General features: G+C 60.9%; 1 protein-coding gene. It reads left to right on the forward strand.

Annotated features, from left to right (window positions below):
* Positions 1-17 precede the first annotated feature (17 nt).
* Positions 18-207, forward strand: a 190-nt coding sequence (tnpA, locus tag PZA18_RS24930) for an IS66 family insertion sequence element accessory protein TnpA (protein ID WP_407951225.1), incomplete at its 3' end; no start/stop codon positions are given.

Consider the following 207-nt stretch of genomic DNA (forward strand, 5'->3'; position numbering starts at 1 on the left):
TTGTCAGGAGCGGAGCGATGGCGCAAGAAAGTGAATCCTGGGCGCAGCGAGAGGCGCATGTTGAAAGGTGGCGTAGCAGCGGTTTGAAGGCGGAGGCGTATTGTGAACAGCAGGGTTTGGCCTTGCCGAGCTTCCTGTATTGGGTGAAGCGGCTGCGTCGGCCAAGGGAAGAGGCCCAACCGGTTGCGCCGTTACAGCTGGTCCCTG

The sequence above is a fragment of the Parachitinimonas caeni genome, from assembly GCF_030129945.1.
Taxonomy (GTDB): domain Bacteria; phylum Pseudomonadota; class Gammaproteobacteria; order Burkholderiales; family Chitinimonadaceae; genus Parachitinimonas; species Parachitinimonas caeni.